We start from the raw sequence: 18,599 nt of genomic DNA, 5'->3' as shown, positions 1-18,599 counted from the left end.
CTCCGCCACAACGCACGCGACGCCCGCCGCCCTCTCACGATCCTCGGCCTCGCATGATCACAAAACGGATGTCAGCCGACTACGACGAAGCCCTGACTGGGGACCGGATCCCGATTCCGAGCACGTGCAGAGCTTGTCGATTCCGTAGTGCAGCACCTGCGCCGACAGCGCCGCCACGGGAACCGTCTGACCGTACTGACTGCCAAGGATGTCGATCAGCACAGACAGCAGAGCGTTCCGGTCTTTCGCCTCGGGACCCAGATACCCGGCAATCGAAGGGTTCTGGCATACAAGCGTACGGAGACCGGAAAGCTGGGCCTGGAACCAACGCCGCGCGGCAGCACGCTTCTCCCCATCGCTCTGGTCCTTGGCACCGAACTCGTCGGCCAGCAGCGCTTCGCCGAAAATCAGTTCGAGGTCGTCCTTGGACATCGTCAGGACAGTGTCACGGTGATCCATAGGCAAGGACACTGCAGCGGCCCCCCACATGGCAGATCTGTACTGGGCTGCCATCCTCGCAAGAACGGAAGCCAACTGTATTTCGTTTGCCGACAATTGGGAACGTTGAGTCCCCTTGGGCAGCCGCGCTTCACCAACTCGGGTCGGGCCGGGGATCTTCTGCGCAGGCGGTCTCGCCCAGGGCCTCGCGGAACTTCCTCCACCGTTCGACGGAAACAGATGCCCGCTTGCTGTGGGTCAAGCCTCTTCGTCGGCCGTTCGGCGTTCCGGGGCGCGCCACGAAGATGCTGGGGCACCCGGACGAAAGGACCTCATGGTGCCCGTACATCTGCTGGGATGCACAGACGTCGTCCAGGCAGTCACAACCCCAGCCACTCCGAGTCCTCGGATCGACCTCGGCCACGCCGTATGACGAAGGGACACCTCATCGATGCGCCTCCTCCTGATCGGGCCGCCCGGAGCCGGTAAGGGCACGCAGGCAGTGCGTCTTGCCGCGCGTCTGTCGGTCCAGCACCTCTCCACCGGTGACCTGTTCCGCGAGCACATCGACCGGGACACCGAGCTCGGGCGGAACGCCCACACACACATGCGTGCCGGCCTTCTGGTACCGGACGCGGTCACGATCGGGGTGATCCAAGAGCGTCTCGCCCGCCCGGACACCGAGCGCGGTTTCCTGCTGGACGGCTTCCCCCGCAACCTTGCCCAGGCAGAGGCGCTGGACGGCATCCTGGCCGATGCGGAGTCGAGGCTGGATGCCGTGGTCGACCTGGAGATTCCCGACGCCGAGGTGGTGAGGCGGATCGCTGGACGACGGGTGTGCCGTCGGGACAACGCACACATCTTCCACGTCGAATACAGCCCGCCTGAAGTGGCAGGCGTCTGCGAGGTCTGCGGCGGTCCGCTGTACCAGCGCGATGACGACCGCGAGGCAACTGTCCGTAAGCGACTGGAGGTCTACCGCGGCCTGACGGCGCCGGTCGTCGGCCATTACCGGGCCAAGGGTCTGGTGACCACGATCTCGGCCCTCGGCCACGTCCAAGAGGTCTTGGACCGTGCTCTGGTCGCGATCGGCCGGGGACAGGTCGATGCCTCCGGCGCGTCGAGCTGTTGACCCTGTACTCATCGAGCGCACCCGGAGTGGCCCCCGGATCCGTCCTCCAGCCCTTCGCCGAACTCACCGGCGACATCGGACTCCACCCCGGCCATATCTGGAAGGAGCACCGCCATGCCGGACACCGAGGTCCTCACCCATGCCTGGCGCATCGAGGACCGGGACTACCGGAGGCAGGAGACGCGGCGGGGTAGCCGTTTCGCGTACAGGAGTCTGGATCCGGTCCGTACGGCACTCGTGGTGATCGACATGGTCCCGTTCTTCGTCGACGCCAACCCCTACACCCGCGGCATCGTCCCGAACATCCAACTGCTCGCCGACCGCCTGCGCCAGGCCGGCGGGATGGTTGCCTGGGTCCTGCCCGCGCGCACCGAACGCTCCCCGGTCGGCGATGAGTTCCACGGCCCCGACGCAGCCGAGATGTTCCGCAACTCGGGCGGCACCGGACCTCTCCGGGGCCGGCTGTGGCACGGGTTCACCATCGGTGCCGACGACCTGCTGGTCGAGAAGTCCGCTACCAGCGCCTTCTTCCCCGGCCGCAGCCCGCTCCCCGAGCTTCTCCAGGAGCGCGGGATCAACACCGTTCTGATCACCGGCACGGTCACTCACGTGTGCTGCGAGGGCTCGGCCCGCGACGCCTGGACTCTCGGCTACCGGGTCGTCATGGTCGCGGACGCCAACTCCGCCGGCGGGGACCAGGAGCACAACGCCACTCTACGAACGGTGTACCGCTCCTTCGGGGATGTCCGGCCCACCACGGAGGTGCTCGCCCTCATCGTCCCGACGACCGCCCGCGGGTCGAACTGTCGGGCCGACAGCTGAAGGCCTCCGGCGCCACTGCCGTCGAACTGCCCGAGTACGCGGACGCCGCGCAGGCGCCTGGTCGAGACCTGCTGCGAGCCTCGTTCCCCAGAGGCTGTTGAAGGGCGCACAAAAAGGGCCTCCGATGCATCCGATGCAGATCAGAGGCCCTTCCCTTCCAGTGGAAGAACTCTCAGCGCCTGGTTCGTTCGCCGGCGCCGAGGAGGGTGTAGAGGAGAAGGGACGAGGCGAGGCCGACGGCCCAGCCGTAGTCGGCGAGGGGCTTCAGGAACGGGATCAGGCCGTCGGCGGGGAACGGCCCCTTGCCCGGGGCGGAGTGGGAGCCGCCCACCGCGAGAACGCCACCGGTCACGAAGGCCGCCACGGCACGCCAGTTCCAGCCGTTCGTGTACCAGTAGCGGCCGCCGGGCCGGTAGAGGTCGGGCAGGTCCAGAACGGTGCGGCGGATGATCCAGTAGTCGGCGATCAGGATGCCGGCCACCGTACCGAGCAGACCCCCCACCAGGCCGAGCCAGGTGAAGATGTAAAGCTCGGGGGTCTCGGTGAGCTTCCACGGCATGATCAGGACGCCGACGACTCCCGTGATCAGGGCACCCGTACGGAAGTTGATGAGCTTCGGCGCCAGGTTCGCCAGGTCGTACGCGGGTGACACGACGTTCGCGGCGATGTTCACGGAGATCGTTGCGATCAGGACGGTGATCAGGCCGAAGAGGAGCCCGAAGACGTTGTCGGTCTTCGCGACGAGCTGCACCGGGTCCCAGATGGCCTCCCCGTACACGGCCTGCGAGCCGGAGGTGACGAAGACGGAGAGCAGCGCGAAGAACGTCATGGTGGTCGGAAGTCCGAGCGACTGGCCCCAGATCTGGGCGCGTTGACCGGCTCCGAAGCGGGTGAAGTCGGGGATGTTCAGCGACAGCGTGGACCAGAAGGCGATCATGCCCATCAGGGACGGGAAGAAGACCGGCCAGAAGTCGGACCCCCAGCCGAGGGCGGACGGCTGGTCCAGGAGCGGGCCGAGACCTCCCGCCTTGACCGCGATCCACACCAGCAGGACCACCGCGCCCACGATGACGAAGGGTGCGGCCCAGTTCTCGAAGCGCCGCAGGGTGTCCATGCCCCGGTAGATGATGGCGAGTTCGAGTACCCAGAAGAGGGCGAAGCAGAGCCAGAGTGTCCACGGCTGCCCACCGATCTCGTCGGCCTGTGCCCAGCCGCCGAAGATCTTGCCGAGCAGGGTGAAGATGCCGACTCCGCCGATCCAGGTCTGGATCCCGAACCACGCGCAGGCGACCCCCGCCCGGATCAGCGCGGGCAGGTTGGCGCCGCGCAGCCCGAAGGAGGCGCGGGCCAGCACGGGGAACGGGATCCCGTACTTGGGTCCGGCATGCCCGGTGAGCAACATCGGTGCCAGCACGATCAGGTTGGCCAGGGCGATCGTGAAGACGGCCTGCTTCCAGTCCATGCCGAGTGCGACGAGCCCCGAGGCCAGGAGCCAGGACGGGATGTTGTGCGCCATCCCGATCCACAGGGCGGCGAAGTTGTAGGTCGTCCAGCGGCGCCGCTCCAGGGGGACGGGCAGCAGGTCGTCGTTGACGAAGCGGGGGTCGTCGGGGACGGATCCGGGGGCGAGTTCGATCCGGCCGGACGGGTCGGCTATCGACTCCCCGGGAGTTGATGGTGGGCCGGGTGGGACGGTGGCGGTCATGACGACGGGACCCTTCGCTCGGGAGCGGTGCCGTGCGGGGCGCGGGGGGTTGCGCGGGGGCGCGGGGGGTTGTGCGGGGCGCGGGGGGTTGCGCGGTGCGGGTGGTGGGTGGAGACGGTCGTGCGGGAACGGGTCAGGCGGAGAGTGCGGGAATGATCGTGGAACCGTAGGCGTCGATGGTCGCCTCTCGCGCGTCGTGCATGTTGTAGACGGCGAACTGGTCGACGCCCAGGTCCCGCAGGGCCTGCAGCTTCTCGATGTGCGCCTCGGCCGGACCCAGCAGGCAGAACCGGTCGACGATCTCGTCGGGGACGAAGGCCGTGTCCGGGTTCCCGGTGCGGCCGTGATGGCTGTAGTCGTATCCCGACCGCCCCGCGATGTACGCCGTGAGGGCTTCGGGCACGAGGTCCGAGTGCTCCCCGTACCGGGAGACGAGGTCGGCGACGTGGTTGCCGACCATCCCGCCGAACCAGCGGCACTGCTCGCGGGCGTGGTCCAGGTCCTCGCTCACGTAGGCGGGCGCGGCGACGCAGATGGTGACGGAGTCCGGGTCACGGCCGGCGTCGGCCGCCGCCTCCCGTACCGCCTTGATCATCCACTCGGTGAGGTACGGGTCGGCCAGCTGGAGGATGAACCCGTCGGCCTTCTGCCCGGCGAGTGCGAGCGCCTTGGGTCCGTACGCCCCCATCCAGACGGGAAGCCTGCCGTTCTTCACCCAGGGGATCTGGACCGGCTGCCCGTCGACGGTGGCCTCGCGCCCCTCGGCGAGGTCGCGGATCACGTCGATGGCCTCGCCGAGCCTGGCCAGGGTGTTGGGTTTGCGGCCGGCCACGCGCATCGCCGAGTCGCCGCGCCCGATGCCGCAGACGGTGCGGTTGCCGTACATCTCGTTGAGGGTGGCGAAGGTGGAGGCGGTGACCTCCCAGGTGCGGGTGCCGGGGTTGGTGACCATCGGGCCGACGACGAGCCGGTCCGTGTGTTCCAGGATCCGGCTGTAGATGACGAAGGGCTCCTGCCAGAGCACCGCCGAGTCGAAGGTCCATCCGTAGCGGAATCCGTTCCGCTCCGCGCGGCGCATCAGCCCGACCACGGCCGAGGCGGGCGGGTCGGTCTGGAGGACGAGTCCGAAGTCCATGGCGGGTGCTCCTAGTCCAGGTACTGACAGGTTGCGCGCGGGGTGTACATACCGTGACCGGCCCGGCCGGTGAACTTCCGTTCGTCGACGACCACTTCACCGCGTGAGAGGACGGTCTCCACCTGGCCGGTGAGCTGCCTGCCCTCGTACGCCGAGTAGTCGACGTTCATGTGGTGCGTTTCCGCGGAGATCGTCTGCTGGGCGTGCGGGTCGTAGATGACGACGTCGGCGTCCGCGCCCGGCGCGATGGTGCCCTTCTTCGGGTAGAGGCCGAACATCCGGGCCGGAGAGGCACAGGCGATCTCGATCCAGCGGCGCCGGGAGATGTGGCCGTCCACGACGGCCTGGTGGAGGAGGTCCATGCGGTTCTCGACGCCGGGCATGCCGTTGGGAATCTTCGAGAAGTCGCCCCGGCCCATTTCCTTCTGCCCCGAGAAGCAGAACGGGCAGTGGTCGGTGGAGACGACCTGCAGGTCGTTGTTCCGCAAGCCGCGCCAGAGCACCTCTTGGTGTTCCTTGGGGCGCAGCGGGGTGGAGCAGACGTACTTCGCGCCTTCGAAGTCGGGCTCGGCGAGATTGTCCGTGGAGAGGAAGAGGTACTGGGGACACGTCTCACCGAAGACCGGGAGCCCTTTGTGGCGGGCTGCTGCGATCTCCGCGACGGCTTCGTCGGCGGAGACGTGGACCACGTACAGCGGCGATCCGGCGACCCTGGCGAGCTGGATGGCGCGGTGGGTGGCCTCCGCCTCCAGTGCCACTTTGCGTACGTCACCGTGGTAGCGCGGGTCGGTCCGGCCCTCGGCGAGCGCCTGCTCGACGAGGACGTCGATGGCGATGCCGTTCTCCGCGTGCATCATGATCAGACCGCCGTTGCCGGAGGCCCGCTGCATGGCGCGCAGGATCTGGCCGTCGTCGCTGTAGAAGACGCCGGGGTAGGCCATGAACAGTTTGAACGAGGTGATGCCCTCGGCCACCAGGAGGTCCATCTCCTTGAGCGAGGAGGCGTTCACGTCGGAGAGGATCATGTGGAACGCGTAGTCGATGGCGCAGTTGCCGTCGGCCTTCGCGTACCAGCTGTCGAGGCCTTCGCGCAGGGGCCTGCCCATGCTCTGGATGGCGAAGTCGACGATCGTCGTGGTTCCGCCCCAGGCGGCGGCCCGGGTGCCGGTCTCGAAGGTGTCGGCGGCGAAGGTCCCGCCGAACGGCATCTCCATGTGTGTGTGCGCGTCGACACCGCCCGGGATGACGTATTTCCCGGTGGCGTCGATTCTCCTGTCGGCGCTCCAGCTCTCGGCCGCGTCGGTGCCGTGGGCGGCGAGAGCGACGATCCGTCCACCCTCGATGAGTACGTCGGCGTGGATCTCGTCGGACGCGGTGATGACGAGGCCGCCGTGAATGACGGTGCGGCTCATGTGCCCCTCCTCGCGGTGGCGGAATGGGTCTACGCACGTAGACACGGTGCGTGGTGAAAGAACGTAGAAGTGGGTTACCCACTGTGGCAATACCGCTGCTGCTCACGCATGAAGACGTTTCTGTTTCCGGCCCGGCGTACCCCACCAGCCCAACGAACGGCCGCCCGGCGCGCTGCCCGCCGGGCGGCAGAGCGCTCCGGCGGGCAGCAGGGGTCAGGTCGCCGCTTGCAGGGCGTCGGCAAGGATCGCCGCGCCCTCTTCGGCCTCGGCGACGGTGAGCGACAGGGGCGGTGCGATCCGCAGGACGCTGGTGCTGTGACCGCCGCCCTTCCCGATGAGCAGTCCGCCCGCGCGTGCCGCTTCGAGTACGGCGGCCGCGGCCTCCGGATTCGCCTCGTCGGTGCCGGGTTTGACCAGTTCGATGCCGATCATGAGGCCCCTCCCCCGCACCTCGCGCACGGCCGCGCAGCCCGCACCGACCGCCCGGATCCGCTCGATGAGCAGTCCGCCGACCCGGCGGGCATTGCCCTGGAGGTCGTGTTCCAGGTGGTACGAGAGGTTGGCCAGGCCCGCCGCCATGGTGACCGGAGAGCCGCCGAACGTCGAAATGGAGTTGGCGTCCAGGCAGTTCATGACCTCGGCGCGTGCGACGACTCCGCCGATGGACATGCCGTTGCCGATGCCCTTGGCGAAGGTCAGGATGTCCGGCGGTCCGTTCTCGGCATGCGCCTGCCAGCCCCAGAAGTGGTCACCGGTCCGCCCCCAGCCGGTCTGCACCTCGTCGGAGATCCACAGGATGCCGTGCCGGTCGAGGACCTCGCGGAAGGCCGCGTACAGCCCGTCGGGCGGCGCGGTGAAGCCGCCCACGCCCTGGATGGGCTCGGCGATCAGCGCCGCGGGCTCCCTGGTGTGCCCGAGCAGATCCTCCAGATCGGCCACGCACGCCTTGATGAACTGGGCGTCGCTCAGCTCCGCGTACGGTCCGCGGGTCCGGACGCCGCCGTGGACGTACAGCGTCTGGAGCGGTGACAGGCTGGTGGGCGACCATGCCTGGTTGCCGGTGATGGACACCGCCGAGAACGACCTGCCGTGGTAGCTGTTGCGCATCGCCAGGATCTGGTTCGACCTGCGGTATGCGGTGGCGAGCAGCAGGGCGGTGTCGTTGGCCTCGGTGCCCGAGGTGGTGAAGAAGACCCGGGCGTCGGGGATGCCGGAGAGCGTGGCGATGCGCTCGGCGAGCTCCACCATCGGACGGTTGAGGTAGAGCGTGGAGGAGTGGATGATCCGGCCGGCCTGCTCGGTGACGGCCTTGGTCACCTCGGGCAGGGCGTGCGCGGTCATGGTGGTGAGGATGCCGCCGAAGAAGTCGAGGTAGCGGTTGCCGTCCGCGTCCCAGACGTGGCGCCCCTCGCCGTGGGTGATCTCCAGCGGCTGCCGGTAGTAGAGGGCGAGCCAGTCGGGGCTGACGGCCAGATGCCGCTCGTGCAGTCCGGTCACGGCTCCACCAGCCCGTCGTACGCGTCCGGCCGGCGGTCCCGGTAGAACGCCCATTGCTGCCGCACCTCGTCGATGAGGCCGAAGTCGAGGTCGCGCACGACGAGTTCCTCCGCCTTGTCGCTGGCGACCTCGCCGACGAACTGGCCGCGCGGGTCGACGAAGTAGCTCGTGCCGTAGAAGTCGTTGTCGCCGTACTCCTCCTGGCCGACGCGGTTGATCGCGGCGACGAAGTACTCGTTGGCGACGGCGGAGGCGGGCTGTTCCAGCTGCCACAGGTGGCTGGAGAGGCCCCGCGAGGTGGCCGACGGGTTGTAGACCAACTGGGCACCTTTCAAGCCGAGTTGACGCCACCCCTCGGGGAAGTGCCGGTCGTAGCAGATATAGACGCCGACCCTGCCGACGGCGGTGTCGAAGACCGGCCAGCCGGCGTTCCCCGGCTTGAAGTAGTACTTCTCCCAGAAGCCCTTGACCTGGGGGATGTGGTGCTTGCGGTACTTGCCGAGGTACGAGCCGTCGGCATCGATCACCGCCGCGGTGTTGTAGTAGAAGCCGGACTGTTCGAGCTCGAAGACCGGCACGACGATCACCATGCCCGTCTCCCGGGCCAGATCCTGCATCCGCCGGACGGTGGGGCCGTCCGGGACGGCTTCCGCCCAGCGGTAGTGCTCGGGCTCCTGCACCTGGCAGAAGTACGGGGCGTTGAACACCTCCTGGAAGCCGATGATCTTCGCGCCCTGCCGGGCTGCCTCGCGAGCATGGTCCTCATGCTTGGCGATCATGGATTCGGTATCGCCGGTCCAGGTCGCCTGGACAAGTGCGGCACGTACGACGTGGGACATGAGCTGCTCCTTCGACGCGGCGTCAGAGAGCCTCTACGCGTTTTCTACGCCCGTAGACACGATGCATAGGAGGAGAACGTAAGCCCCGTCACACAACGGGGCAAGACCATCGCCGTGAACCGGCGGAGTCGATCATGTTTCACACCCGAGCGGTCCACACCGCTCCCGGAGGCGGCCGGTCCAGTGCGCGCAGGGTCCCGTAGGCGGCCTGGACGAAGGGCGCGAGCGGGGTGGGAGCCGAGTTCGTCCACGCGACGAGTCCGGAACCGGAGCCGGGGAGGAAGCCCGCGAACGCGGTGAAACCCCGTGTCCCACCGGAGTGGTGGAGCAGTGCTCCGTCCGGGCGTGGCCGGAGGTTCCAGATGAGGCACAGCCGCGAACCGGTCCGCGGAACACTCAGCCGGGGGCACTGGACCTCGGCGAGCGCGGTACGCAGCAAGAGGCCGGGAGCGGTGTCCGGGGCGATCAGCGCGGCAAGGACGCGGAGCAGGTCCCGGACGCTGGACCGCACCGCGCCGACGGCGACCAGTCCGGGCATCAACAGGGCTGGACGCACTCTGCCGCGCCAATGTCCGGTGGCCTGGGGCCGGTTGGGATCGCAGTCGGTATCGGCCAGGCCGAGGGGATCGATGACGCGCTCGGCCGGAAGCGCGGCGCAGTCGCCCCCGGCTCCGCCCGCCGCACGGGCAAGCACGTGGCCCAGCAGGCCTCCGCCGAAATTGGAGTAGTGGACCCGGGAACCGGGCCGGTGCCGGAGCCGGGTGCGGGCGAGCGACACCAGAGGATCCGTCTCGGAGAAGCCCGCGTACGGGTTGCTGAACCATCCGCTGCGGACCGCGCGGGAGAGGAGCCCGGGAGGCAGCCGGGGCAGCCCGGAGGTGTGGGTGGCCAGGTGGAGAAGGGTGAGGGGCGGCCCGGGAAGCCTGAACGGCAGGTAGCGGACGGCGCGGTCGCCGTAACTGACCTCGCCCCTGGCGGCCAGCTCGGCGAGCAGCAGGGCGGTGAACGTCTTGGTGAGCGAGCCCGTCTCGAACCGGGTGTCCTCCCCGACCGGCCCGTGGCAGAGCACCGCACGTTCGTCACCGCGTACGGCCGCCACCGCTGCGCCCGGCCCCTTGGCCGCCGACAGTAAGGGCTGGAGGCGGTCGGCCAGCGGCGGTCCGGTCACCGCTGCCCCGCCGCCCGCGCCGGCGCGATGGATCCGGCGACGGCGGTGACGACGACGGTGTGCTGGGGATCCGTGAAGCGCTGCTTCGGGTCGGCGTCCACCGGGTCGCTGTCGCGGGGCACGAGCCCGCCCTCGTGCTGGAGCGCGGCCATGGCCTCCCAGTCGTCCGGAACGCAGCAGGGCTCCGGGAGCGAGGCGCCGACGACGTCCAGGGAGATTTTGATCGTCTGCACGTCCGACAGGCATTCCACCCCCGAACAACGCCATACCCGTAGCTACGGCCGCAGCAGCCGCCACCGTTCTACGCTTCAAGGCCCCTCACCCGGTTCGGCCATCACCCCCCAGTCAATCTTTCGGGGCAGATCTCACACCAGTCACGGCCGTCGGCTCAGCCGACCCAGCGCCCCACGCGGGGATGAGGGTGTACAAATTTACCGATCATGGCCCGCTGCGCCATCAATGACGCTCCCCAACAGCTCCGAATAGCCATCCCCGATGAGCCGAAAGCGCGATCGAATCCAGCGACGCCCTGCCGGCCCACTGGACGACCAACGGCATTCCAAGACCTTCCTGGCGCTTCGCTCCCCGAAAAACAATTGAGGACGCCTGGAAGAATTGACGAACCCGTGACACGCATCAGAGATCATATAGATCCTGGACATTGCACTGACGTCGCTCGGATCATCGGGGTCGAGAATCTCGTCTTCGACGTAAATTTTACCGGTCCGAGCCGTCGTCCGAATTTCGAGGAAACCCATCTCCGAAAGCTCTGCAAGTGCCGAACGAGTCGTGGCGCGACGCACTTCCTCCCCCTACAACAGGCCATCCGAATCCACTAGAAATTTCTGATGAAGATCGGGTCTCCCAGGATATCCCCCCGAAACCGCTCCTGCCATTGCAGGCGGCTCGGGCAATAAGTTCGGCCGCTCCATGGTTGCCGTTCTGCATAGATCCATTCCTACCGACCGTTATATGCCCGCCATCTCTCGGCCGCAGAACGGAATCGAGGAGCTTTCCATCAGCTAAGGGTTGTCCCGTAACTGGTCAGGAAGAGTAGCTGCCCCGCGGCAATCGGGCTGGCTCAGGCTTCGAGGCGGCCAGGTCACCTTGCCGATCGCCGCAGGGTTTCCCGCCACTCGTCCCTCACATCGCGGGACTCATCCAGGGCAGGATCGCGGCTTCCGCCTGGTGCATAGGCCGGGGAACGGTCAGCGCGGAGCGGCACATGGGCGCAGTACCAGGCCCGCTCGGCGCCTGCCTGCTCGGCGTCCGTACCGGTCCGAAGGTAGTCGAGCAGTGCGGTCATGACCCGGCGGCGGCCGAAGACGTAGACCGCTGGTTCGACGAACCAGCGGCAGAAGCTGGGGTCCGGATCGTAGACGGCTGCGGCCGTCAACGGGGCGAAGAACTCTTCGGGCAGGTGGGCGCGTTCGAGCAGTGGCTTGCGCAACGCGTAGGCAAGGTGCCGTGCGCGGCGGGCTTCCGGCACGTCGGCCGCGTCCCCGAGATCCATCAGTCGCGCCACGTCGGTGGCGCACGATAGGAATGTGCGTACCGCTGCCTCGTTGTGCTCTTGGTCTGCCACGGCGACATTCTGGACCGACTCAGGCCGTGAGGGTACGGGACGGTGGTTGCTTCTCATCGAGTGAAACGATCATGTAGTGGCTGGTGTGATCACCGCGTCGGAGCAGTCCTGGATAGTCCCGTTCACCGAGCTCAGCCCGCGCCAGTTCGGGAAGTTGGTGACGGTTCTGCGGCGCGAGTGTGCGGACGCAGTCCGCAGGGGCCGACCGTGGAGTCTGCCGTTGGAGGACCGGGCCCTGTTGGTCGCGGCCTACCGGCGCACGAACCTGACCATGCGGCAACTCGCCCCGCTGTTCGGGGTGTCCAAGTCGGCCGCGGACCGGATCATCGACCCCCTCGGGCCGATGCTCGCGCTCCAGCACCACAAGCGGTTCGCCAAGGACGCCGTGCTCATCGTGGACGGCACCCTGGCCCCCTCCCGGGACCACGCCATTGCCGCGCAGTCCAAGAACTACAGGTACTCCACAGACCACCAGGTCGTCATCGACGCCGATACCCGACTGGTCGTCGTGGTCGCCCGGCCTCTTGCCGGGAACCGCAACGACTTGAAGGCATGGGAGGAATCCGGCGCCAAAGCCGCCGTCGGCAGAACCACGACGATCGCCGACGGCCGCTATCCGGGCACCGGACTTGTCATGCCCCACCGCCGCCGCAAAGGCGAAGAACTGCCCGAGTGAAAGCAGGCGCACAACAAGTCTCACAAGCAGGTCCGCGCCCGCGCCGAGCACGTCTTCGCCCGCATGAAGACCTGGAAGATCCTTCGCGACTGCCGTCTCAAAGGGGACGGCGTCCATTACGCCATGCTCGGCATCGCCCGCACGCACAACCTCGCACTCGCCGGATAAGGCAGCGGGCACAACGGCCAAGCATGCCTGAGGCGACCAGAAGGTCATTTGCGCGGGACAACCCTTAGCCGGGAAAGGTCTCCGGTCCCGGACCAGCACGGGCATCTCGCATAGGGAAGAACTCCCCGCCGGAGTTCAGGGCGGACGTTGTCGCGTTGCACCCCGGCCGCCGTCTACGGTGCCGCGATGCCCGCCACCCGCAGGGCGTGGACCAGGTCCCACTCCCGCGCCGGGGACACCTCCCGGGCGGCGGCGAGCAGTTGGGGGACGAGGTGGCTCGGAGCGCCCTCGGCGATCAGCGCAGCGTCCTGTGCCGTCCGTACGCGTACGAAGGCGCCCAGCAGGGCCCGCGCCTCGGGTTCCAGGCCGGCCCGGTCGAGGGCGACCACGGCGTCGGCGATCTCCGAAGCGGGCCGGGCCACCCCCTGCCGGAGCAGCTGTCCGCAGTCTTCGGCGCGCCCCGCTGCAGCCAACGCCCCTGCAGCAGCGGCGAGTTCGGCGGGCGGCAGGGAGGACACCTCCCACAGCAGGGTGCCCCAGTCGGTGGCCAGACCCGCCCGGTGCAGGGCCACGGCGAGTACCGGCAGATGCCCGGCCGGCCAGGCCGCCGCTTCGCAGAGCACCACGTGCGCCTCGCCGCTGCGGCCCTCCGCGCGCAGCCGTACGAGCAGTGCGACGGCGTCGTCGGCGGCGCGGCGGGCGGCCGGGTCGGGGGCGGCGGCCTGCGGCGCCGACGCGGTTGCGCTCTCCGCGGGAGCACCGCCGAAGCGGGCGCCGCGCGGTGCGGCGGTGGCCGGTGAGGGCTCGGGCAGCACGGGGACGACGGACGGGGCGGGGGCCGCCTCCGTGTCGTCCTCCATCTCCAGGCCGGCGAAGCGGGCTCCGCGCGGTTTCCTGCGCCTGGCTGCGGGCCGCGCCTCCGGCTGGGGAACGGTGTCCTGGGCCCGCGTCCCGGACGGGCGGCGGGGTTCGGGGACCAGGTGCGTGGCCCCGGCGCGTTCCGGTTCCGGTGTGTCCCCGCCCTCTTCAGCGCGGAACCAGTTGTCCGGCAGGGTGTTCTCGACGGCAGCCAGCCGGTCGCGGAGTTCCGCGCAGCGGGCCGTGGCGCGGGCATGGTCGTCGCGTGCCCAGGCCAGGGCGTCAGGCTCCGCAGCCGACACGTGTGCCCCGGTCCCGGCAGCCCGCAACCGCTGGGCGGCGTGGGTCTGTTCCCGGAGCATGAGCCCCAGGCGGTCGACGAGGGCATGCCGTCCGCCCGGCCGCCGGTCGTGCGCACCGGCGGAGGCGGTGTACAGCGCGGCGGCCCGTACGGATTCCTGCGCGGCGACGTGGTTGCCGCGGGCCGCGGCGAGGTCCTGGAGGAGTGATTCGACGACGTCCCAGGGGGGCACCTCCACGCCGTCGAAGCAGGCGCGCATGCCCTCAGGATCGCGCGCGCAGAAGACTCCGTACCAGCCCTGTCCGGGATCGAGCAGGGCCGCAAGACCTCTTAGGTACTGTGCGAACTTCCTTGTTTCCCACGCAGGTTGATGCACTGTCACCATCGCCCTCACCGACTGCCGACTGGAACATTCCAGTCCGCTGGCATTCGACCGCAGGCGTGTTACACGCGGGCTACGCGCGCTTTTCGGGCGTGGTGCGTCCGGAGCGCGGGACGGGCGGCGCGCGCCCCTCAGAAGGTGACGGCGATCCCGGTGTGGGGGCGCTTGCCGAGCCGTACGACCATGGCGGGCCAGTCCACCATCCAGAACTTCCAGGTGTACTTGCGGGCAAGTACCTTGCGTACCCGCGTCATTTCCGTCCCGTCGAGCAGCCGGGCGGCCCCTTCGGCACTCGGCGCGCCCTCGGCGATCCGGCCGCGGACATCGCACACGGTGACGACGACCCGGGGGTCGTTGCGCAGCCTCTTCACCTTCCACGAATCGCTCCGCGTCCAGACGTACAGCACGTCGCCGTCCGCCGCGGCCCAGACGGGCGTGGCGACGGGCGTGCCGTCCTTCCGGTACGTGGTCAGGCTGACGTACTCGCTGCGGGCGAAGTCCTGGAGAGTCACGGGCGTGACCCTACTCCGCCCTATGCCGTGAGCGGCAGCGCCCCCGTTGCGGGCAGCACCCCGGGGAGCGGTCCGGACGCGGGTACGGGCCGGGACGCCGACGGCGGTCCGGCCACCGGTTCCGGCTCGGGCGCGCACCGCGCCAGCACGTCGTCCATCGACAGGCCGAGGACGCCCGCCACCGCCGCCACGGTGAAGAACGCGGGGGTGGGGGCCCGGCCCGTCTCGATCTTGCGGAGCGTCTCGGCGGAGATGCCGGCGTTCGCGGCGACGGCGACCATGCTGCGTCCGCCGCGTGCCTCACGCAGCAGCTCGCCGAGCCGCTCGCCGCGGCGGCGCTCTTCCGGGGTCAGGGGTGTCCGTACCATGCCGTCATTGTAATACCGCTTCGACCGGTATAGTAATTGGCATGGTGCAGCTCAAGACAGACACACAGATCGAAGCCATGCGTGAGGCCGGCCGGGTCGTCGCGCAGGTACTCACTTCCGTACAGAAGGCGGCCGCGGTCGGCGTTTCGCTGCGCGAACTCGACGGAACCGCGCGCGAGATCCTGCGGGAGGCGGGGGCCACCTCGCCGTTCTTCAACTACCGGCCGCACTTCGCTCCCACCCCGTTCCCCGCGGTGATCTGCGCGTCCGTGAACGACGCGATCGTGCACGGCATCCCGACCGACTACCGGCTCCGCGACGGTGATCTGGTGAGCATCGACGCGGGCGCGACGCTGGACGGCTGGGTCGGCGACTCGGCGGTAAGCTTCACCGTCGGCCGTGCCCGTCCCGCCGACACCCTGCTGATCGACGCGGCCTTCGCGGCCCTGGACGCCGGTATCGCGGCGGCGCGCGTCGGCAACCGGATCGGCGACATCGCCCACGCGATCGGCACGGTGTGCCGGGATGCCGGCTACGGCATCATGGAGGACTTCGGCGGCCACGGCGTGGGCCGGACGATGCACGAGGACCCGTCCGTGCCGAACGAGGGCCCGGCCGGCCGTGGCATGCCACTGCGGCACGGGATGGTCATCGCCATCGAACCGATGCTGATCGGCAGCGGCCGCGACGACTTCCGTCCGGACCCGGACGGCTGGACCCTCCGCACGACAGACGGCAGCCGGGCCGCCCACGCCGAGCACACGGTGGCCGTCACGGACAGCGGCCCCCGCATCCTGACGGCGCTCTGAGCGTCGGCCGCGGCCCCAGGCCGCAGGAGCGCGAGCCGGACCTCCGCATCAAGCCCCGTCGTCGGCGACGAACTTCCGGGCCAGCTCCCGGCCGGCGGTGACGGCCGCCTCAGGGCTCTCGATCGGCGACACCCTGGAGTCCTTGAACAGGATGTAGGTGACACCGGACGCGGTCCCGCCGGTCTTCGGGTCGGGATCGATCCCGAGCGCCTCCGCGGCGGCGTACGACGCCTCGCCGATGATCCCGATGGGGCCGGTGTCCCCGACGACGGCGTACTGGACCTTTCCGCGGTAGATGACGGCGGCCACGCCGCCGCCCATGATCCCGGACCTGGTGTGGTTCCAGAGAGGGCCGGGGCCGGGCACGACGACGTACGGCAGCCGGGCGGAGTCCAGGGGCTTGCCGCCCGAGGTCTGGAACGCCGTGTCGGGCAGGAAGGAGGGGTCGGTCTTCCTGCTACAGGCAGCGGTGACCGCACCGTCGCAGTCGATGTCCATGTCCGCCTCCCAGAACACGGCTCCCTTCGTCCCGCACACCGGAACCTTCGCCGGGCCGCCCTGGTCCGTTCGGTACTTCCCGTGCGAGATCGGGGTGCAGGTCTTCACCCGCGCCAGGAGGTCGGCAGCGCTCACCGCGTCCGTCCCGGTCTCCCCGCCGTAACCGCCGGCGAGTGCGGGGAGAGCCGCGGCCGGAAAGGCCGCGGCGGCAAGCAGAGCGGCGCCTGAGACGACGGAGAGAACGAGCATTCGTGTACGCACCGTGGGGGATGCCTTTCACTGGACGCGAAGAACCCCGGCGGGCCCTTCCTTGCCGACCCGGCCGGGACGGACCCGGCCGGGTCACGCCTCGGGGCCGGTACGACGCGGCTGAGCGCGTCGTACCGGCCCCGAGGGCACTGCTACTGCCGATCGGTCATGAACGTCCGCTCGGATGCACCACCATGGCCGAGCCACCGCCCCGCCGCACCTTTTCCGCGGCCGCGAGCCACCGCCCGTCGCGCAGCCGCTGGACACCGGTGGCCGCTCCGATCTCCGGGTTCATCCTGAAGACGTGACCGAGCGATTCGAGCTCCCCGCGTACCGTGCTGTCCCACAGCCCGGGTTCGATCTCGGTCGTGGCCGAGTTCCGCTGACTGGCACGGGGCGCGGCGATCGCTTCGACGAGCGGCAGCCCCCGGTCCAGCTGCCCGGTGAGCGTCTGCAGCACGGTGGTGATGATCGTCGAACCGCCCGGCGATCCCAGGGCCAGTACGGGCTTGCCGTGCTCCAGCACGATGGTCGGCGAGATCGACGACCGCGGGCGCTTGCCCGGACCGGGAAGGTTCGGGTCGTGGACCGCCGGGTCGGCGGGCGCGAAGGAGAAGTCCGTCAGCTCGTTGTTGAGCAGGAAACCGCGCCCCGGCACGGTGATACCGCTGCCGCCCGTCGATTCGATGGTCAGCGTGTACGCCACGACATTGCCCCATTTGTCGGCGGCGGTCAGATGCGTCGTGTTCTCGCCCTCGAACGTCGTCGGGGCCGCGGTGCCCCCGGCAGCGCACGGGGCGGGGTGGCGGGGGTCTCCCGGCGCGAGCGGGCTGGTGAGCACCGCGTCGTCCTTGATCAGGCACTCGCGCGAGTCGGCGAAGCGCTGGCTGAGCAACTCCCGTGTCGGCACGTCCTCGAACGCGGGATCACCGAGCCAGCGTCCCCGGTCGGCGAAGGCGATCCTGCTCGCCTCGATGAGCCGGTGCAGGTACTGCGTCTGGCTCGCCTTCGAAAGGTCGGTCGACTCAAGGATGTTGAGCGCCTCGCCCACGCTCGTACCACCGGAGGAGGAGGGCGCGATGCCGTAGACGTCCAGGCCGCGGTAGCCGACCTTGGTGGGGGCCTGGCGCAGGGCCCGGTAGGACTTCAGGTCCTTGACCGTCAGGTCTCCCGGACGGACCACGCGGGTCGCGGCCGGGTCGACGGGGGGCTTGCGCACCGTCTCCACGATGTCCTGGGCCAGCCCGCCGCGGTACAGCTCGTCGATGCCCTCGCGGCCCAACGTCTCGTACGTACGGGCGAGATCGGGGTTCTTGAAGACCGATCCGACCACGGGGAGCTGCCCCTCGGGCAGGAAGAGCTCCGCGGACGCCGGGAAGTCGGCGAACCGCGCCTGGTTCCCCGCGGTCTGTGAGCGGAAGGTGCCGTCCACGACGAATCCGTCGCGGGCGAGCCGCTCGGCCGGCTTCAGCAGTTGCCGCAGCGGCTTGCTGCCCCAGGCGTCGAGGGCCTTCTCCCAGGTGGCCGGGGTACCGGGGGTACCGACTCCGAGGCCGCTGGTGACGGCGTCGTTGAACGGGATCGGCTGCCCGTTCTCCAGGAAGAGCGCTGAGTCCGCGCTGCGCGGCGCGGTCTCACGGCCGTCGATGGTCTGCACCGTGCGCTTCTCGGCGTCGTACAGGACGAAGTAGCCTCCGCCTCCGATACCCGCCGAGTAGGGCTCCGTGACACCCAGCGCCGCCGCGGTCGCCACGGCGGCGTCAACTGCGTTGCCCCCTTTGCGGAGCACCTCGATCCCGGCCGCCGAGGCATCCGCGTCGACGCTCGCGACCGCTCCCCCGTATCCCACCGCGACCGGCGACTTGGGTGGTGGCCCGGACGGCTCCGATGCCGCCGGGGCCGCGGCACCGAGCGAACCGATGACAGCGAACACGCTCAAGAACGACACATTCCGGCCGACGGAACGACGCATCCGTACCTCCAGTGAAGGATCGTCCGCGCAGGGTAACGCCGCCCCGCCCGGATCCACAGGACCGCCTCGGACA

Annotated in this window: 17 protein-coding genes and 1 pseudogene; 4 read left to right on the top strand and 14 right to left on the bottom strand. The window is 69.3% G+C overall.

Annotated elements, in window-relative coordinates:
- Positions 1–57 precede the first annotated feature (57 nt).
- On the bottom strand, positions 58–432 hold the full coding sequence (locus ABZS61_RS17430; protein ID WP_356421101.1) for a hypothetical protein: 375 nt from the start codon (positions 430–432) through the stop codon (positions 58–60).
- Between the two features lie 457 nt (positions 433–889).
- Between ABZS61_RS17430 and ABZS61_RS17425 the strand changes: the two genes are divergently transcribed.
- Together ABZS61_RS17425 and ABZS61_RS17420 are read left to right on the top strand one after the other, a co-directional pair.
- A complete protein-coding gene (locus ABZS61_RS17425) occupies positions 890–1,570 on the top strand; it encodes an adenylate kinase (RefSeq protein ID WP_356421098.1) in 681 nt (226 codons plus the stop codon).
- A 114-nt stretch (positions 1,571–1,684) separates the two neighbouring features.
- Positions 1,685–2,392 carry an isochorismatase family cysteine hydrolase gene (locus tag ABZS61_RS17420; RefSeq protein ID WP_356421094.1) on the top strand — a complete coding sequence of 236 codons (708 nt, stop codon included), beginning with the start codon at positions 1,685–1,687 and terminating at the stop codon, positions 2,390–2,392.
- A 172-nt stretch (positions 2,393–2,564) separates the two neighbouring features.
- Here ABZS61_RS17420 and ABZS61_RS17415 read toward each other — a convergent pair whose 3' ends face one another.
- The 8 genes from ABZS61_RS17415 to ABZS61_RS17380 all read right to left on the bottom strand — a co-directional run bounded on the left by ABZS61_RS17415 (position 2,565) and on the right by ABZS61_RS17380 (position 11,733).
- The gene (locus ABZS61_RS17415; RefSeq protein WP_356421091.1) at positions 2,565–4,097 is read right to left on the bottom strand and encodes an NCS1 family nucleobase:cation symporter-1; all 1,533 of its coding nucleotides are present in this window, start codon (positions 4,095–4,097) and stop codon (positions 2,565–2,567) included.
- Positions 4,098–4,230: 133 nt separating this feature from the next.
- A complete protein-coding gene (locus ABZS61_RS17410) occupies positions 4,231–5,232 on the bottom strand; it encodes a TIGR03842 family LLM class F420-dependent oxidoreductase (RefSeq protein WP_356421088.1) in 1,002 nt (333 codons plus the stop codon).
- 11 nt (positions 5,233–5,243) lie between these two features.
- Positions 5,244–6,644 (bottom strand): dihydropyrimidinase, encoded by a 1,401-nt coding sequence (gene hydA, locus ABZS61_RS17405; RefSeq protein ID WP_356421085.1) that lies wholly within the window; start codon positions 6,642–6,644, stop codon positions 5,244–5,246.
- Positions 6,645–6,857: 213 nt separating this feature from the next.
- The gene (locus ABZS61_RS17400; RefSeq protein WP_356421081.1) at positions 6,858–8,141 is read right to left on the bottom strand and encodes an aspartate aminotransferase family protein; all 1,284 of its coding nucleotides are present in this window, start codon (positions 8,139–8,141) and stop codon (positions 6,858–6,860) included.
- Positions 8,138–8,980, bottom strand: a complete 843-nt coding sequence (locus tag ABZS61_RS17395; RefSeq protein WP_356421078.1) for a nitrilase-related carbon-nitrogen hydrolase — start codon at positions 8,978–8,980, stop codon at positions 8,138–8,140. The genes ABZS61_RS17400 and ABZS61_RS17395 overlap by 4 nt, the downstream gene beginning before the upstream one ends.
- Positions 8,981–9,119: 139 nt before the next feature.
- Complete coding sequence (locus ABZS61_RS17390; RefSeq protein ID WP_356421075.1) at positions 9,120–10,148, bottom strand: serine hydrolase domain-containing protein; 1,029 nt, start codon at positions 10,146–10,148, stop codon at positions 9,120–9,122.
- On the bottom strand, positions 10,145–10,381 hold the full coding sequence (locus ABZS61_RS17385) for a hypothetical protein (RefSeq protein WP_356421072.1): 237 nt from the start codon (positions 10,379–10,381) through the stop codon (positions 10,145–10,147). The genes ABZS61_RS17390 and ABZS61_RS17385 overlap by 4 nt, the downstream gene beginning before the upstream one ends.
- 869 nt (positions 10,382–11,250) lie before the next feature.
- Positions 11,251–11,733, bottom strand: coding sequence for a hypothetical protein (locus ABZS61_RS17380; RefSeq protein ID WP_356421069.1), 483 nt, complete (start codon positions 11,731–11,733; stop codon positions 11,251–11,253).
- A gap of 76 nt (positions 11,734–11,809) precedes the next feature.
- Here ABZS61_RS17380 and ABZS61_RS17375 point away from each other — a divergent pair.
- Positions 11,810–12,577 (top strand): annotated as a pseudogene (locus ABZS61_RS17375) (transposase).
- 173 nt (positions 12,578–12,750) lie between these two features.
- Here ABZS61_RS17375 and ABZS61_RS17370 read toward each other — a convergent pair.
- From ABZS61_RS17370 to ABZS61_RS17360, 3 genes are all read right to left on the bottom strand, one after another.
- On the bottom strand, positions 12,751–14,118 hold the full coding sequence (locus ABZS61_RS17370) for a hypothetical protein (protein WP_356421148.1): 1,368 nt from the start codon (positions 14,116–14,118) through the stop codon (positions 12,751–12,753).
- A 131-nt stretch (positions 14,119–14,249) separates the two neighbouring features.
- On the bottom strand, positions 14,250–14,630 hold the full coding sequence (locus ABZS61_RS17365) for a PPOX class F420-dependent oxidoreductase (RefSeq protein ID WP_356421066.1): 381 nt from the start codon (positions 14,628–14,630) through the stop codon (positions 14,250–14,252).
- Between the two features lie 20 nt (positions 14,631–14,650).
- Entirely contained in the window at positions 14,651–14,998 is a 348-nt protein-coding gene (locus ABZS61_RS17360; RefSeq protein ID WP_356421062.1) for a helix-turn-helix transcriptional regulator, read from the bottom strand.
- A 41-nt stretch (positions 14,999–15,039) separates the two neighbouring features.
- Between ABZS61_RS17360 and map the strand changes: the two genes are divergently transcribed.
- The gene (gene map / locus ABZS61_RS17355) at positions 15,040–15,807 is read left to right on the top strand and encodes a type I methionyl aminopeptidase (RefSeq protein ID WP_356421059.1); all 768 of its coding nucleotides are present in this window, start codon (positions 15,040–15,042) and stop codon (positions 15,805–15,807) included.
- A gap of 48 nt (positions 15,808–15,855) precedes the next feature.
- Here the strand turns inward: map and ABZS61_RS17350 are convergent, their stop codons facing one another.
- Positions 15,856–16,566: a glycoside hydrolase family 75 protein gene (locus ABZS61_RS17350; RefSeq protein ID WP_356421056.1), complete on the bottom strand. Its 711-nt coding sequence runs from the start codon at positions 16,564–16,566 to the stop codon at positions 15,856–15,858.
- A gap of 154 nt (positions 16,567–16,720) precedes the next feature.
- Positions 16,721–18,526: a gamma-glutamyltransferase gene (gene ggt, locus ABZS61_RS17345; RefSeq protein ID WP_356421053.1), complete on the bottom strand. Its 1,806-nt coding sequence runs from the start codon at positions 18,524–18,526 to the stop codon at positions 16,721–16,723.
- Positions 18,527–18,599: the final 73 nt, after the last annotated feature.

This window comes from Streptomyces sp. NPDC005566, from assembly GCF_040605575.1.
GTDB lineage: Bacteria > Actinomycetota > Actinomycetes > Streptomycetales > Streptomycetaceae > Streptomyces.
The sequence above is the reverse complement of the archived record's forward strand: the minus strand, read 5'-3'. Positions and strand labels throughout refer to the sequence as shown.

Excerpts from the sequence above, each read along its gene's own strand:
- ABZS61_RS17430 (WP_356421101.1), bottom strand. The coding sequence starts at position 432 with ATGTCCAAGGACGACCTCGAACTGATTTTCGGCGAAGCGCTGCTGGCC.
- ABZS61_RS17425 (WP_356421098.1), top strand. The coding sequence starts at position 890 with ATGCGCCTCCTCCTGATCGGGCCGCCCGGAGCCGGTAAGGGCACGCAG.
- ABZS61_RS17420 (WP_356421094.1), top strand. The coding sequence starts at position 1,685 with ATGCCGGACACCGAGGTCCTCACCCATGCCTGGCGCATCGAGGACCGG.
- ABZS61_RS17415 (WP_356421091.1), bottom strand. The coding sequence starts at position 4,097 with ATGACCGCCACCGTCCCACCCGGCCCACCATCAACTCCCGGGGAGTCG.
- ABZS61_RS17410 (WP_356421088.1), bottom strand. The coding sequence starts at position 5,232 with ATGGACTTCGGACTCGTCCTCCAGACCGACCCGCCCGCCTCGGCCGTG.
- hydA (WP_356421085.1), bottom strand. The coding sequence starts at position 6,644 with ATGAGCCGCACCGTCATTCACGGCGGCCTCGTCATCACCGCGTCCGAC.
- ABZS61_RS17395 (WP_356421078.1), bottom strand. The coding sequence starts at position 8,980 with ATGTCCCACGTCGTACGTGCCGCACTTGTCCAGGCGACCTGGACCGGC.
- ABZS61_RS17360 (WP_356421062.1), bottom strand. The coding sequence starts at position 14,998 with ATGGTACGGACACCCCTGACCCCGGAAGAGCGCCGCCGCGGCGAGCGG.
- map (WP_356421059.1), top strand. The coding sequence starts at position 15,040 with ATGGTGCAGCTCAAGACAGACACACAGATCGAAGCCATGCGTGAGGCC.
- ggt (WP_356421053.1), bottom strand. The coding sequence starts at position 18,526 with ATGCGTCGTTCCGTCGGCCGGAATGTGTCGTTCTTGAGCGTGTTCGCT.